Genomic DNA, 1,057 nt, shown 5'->3' on the forward strand with positions numbered 1-1,057 from the left:
AAACAGTGGATAACGACCTACCATTTACAGACTGTTGCCCAGGCTTTGGCTCTGTTGCGAAATACGTTGCGATTTCTACAAAAGAAGCTGCAATGGATATTAAATCTATGTGTGAGTCATCTACTAAAGTATTTATTTTAGAAGTAATGGGTCGCCACGCGGGTTGGATCGCAGCTGCTGGCGGGTTGGCTGGTCAGAACAGCGATGAAGCGCCACACATCATTTTATTCCCAGAAGTTCCATTCGACAGAGAAACTTTCTTGGCTCGCGTTGATGAAGCCGTTAAGAAGCATGGTTACTGCGTGATCGTAGCATCAGAAGGTGCGCAATATGAAGATGGCCGCTTTGTTGCCGATGCGGGCCAGAAAGATGCATTTGGTCACACTCAATTGGGTGGTGTTGCACCAACCCTAGCAAACATGGTGAAACAAGCATTAGGCTACAAGTACCACTGGGCTGTAGCAGATTACCTTCAACGTGCAGCACGCCACATCGCTAGCCGAACTGACGTTGAGCAAGCATATGCGATGGGTAAAGCAGCAGTTGAGTTTGCGGTTAGCGGCAAAAATGCAGTCATGCCAATTATCGTTCGCGAGAACTCTGCTCCATACAAATGGAGCATTGGCGAAGCACCATTAAGCCAAGTTGCTAACCAAGAAAAGAAAATGCCTATTCACTATATTACCGATGACGGCTATGGCATTACGGCGGAATGTCGAGAGTACCTATCGCCTCTTATTCAAGGTGAAGATTACCCACCTTACGACGATGCCGGTATGCCACGTTATGTAAACCTCGTGAACAAGATCATCGAGAAAAAACTTCGTACAGATTTTGAAATCTAAAACGAAAAAGGAACAGACGAAACTTCTGTTCCAGCTTCTTTAAAACAGGCGATAGGCTTAGTCGCTCATCGCCTGTTTTTCTTTCTGACGCGCAAGCCCTAAAGCCGGTCTTACTCCGAGGCGCCCAATATAGGCTTTAAGGTTTTCTTGCTCGATGCTTTGACCAAAACTCATTCCCCAAAACAAGCAATGCCCCAATAGTATGTCGGCGG

1 protein-coding gene is annotated in these 1,057 nt (G+C 46.5%); it reads left to right on the plus strand.

Annotated features, from left to right (window positions below):
- The coding region (locus A3738_RS07855; protein ID WP_068763505.1) for a 6-phosphofructokinase at nt 1–845 on the plus strand (845 nt) is incomplete at its 5' end.
- Between the last annotated feature and the right edge of the window lie 212 nt (nt 846–1,057).

Source organism: Oleiphilus sp. HI0066, from assembly GCF_001635725.1.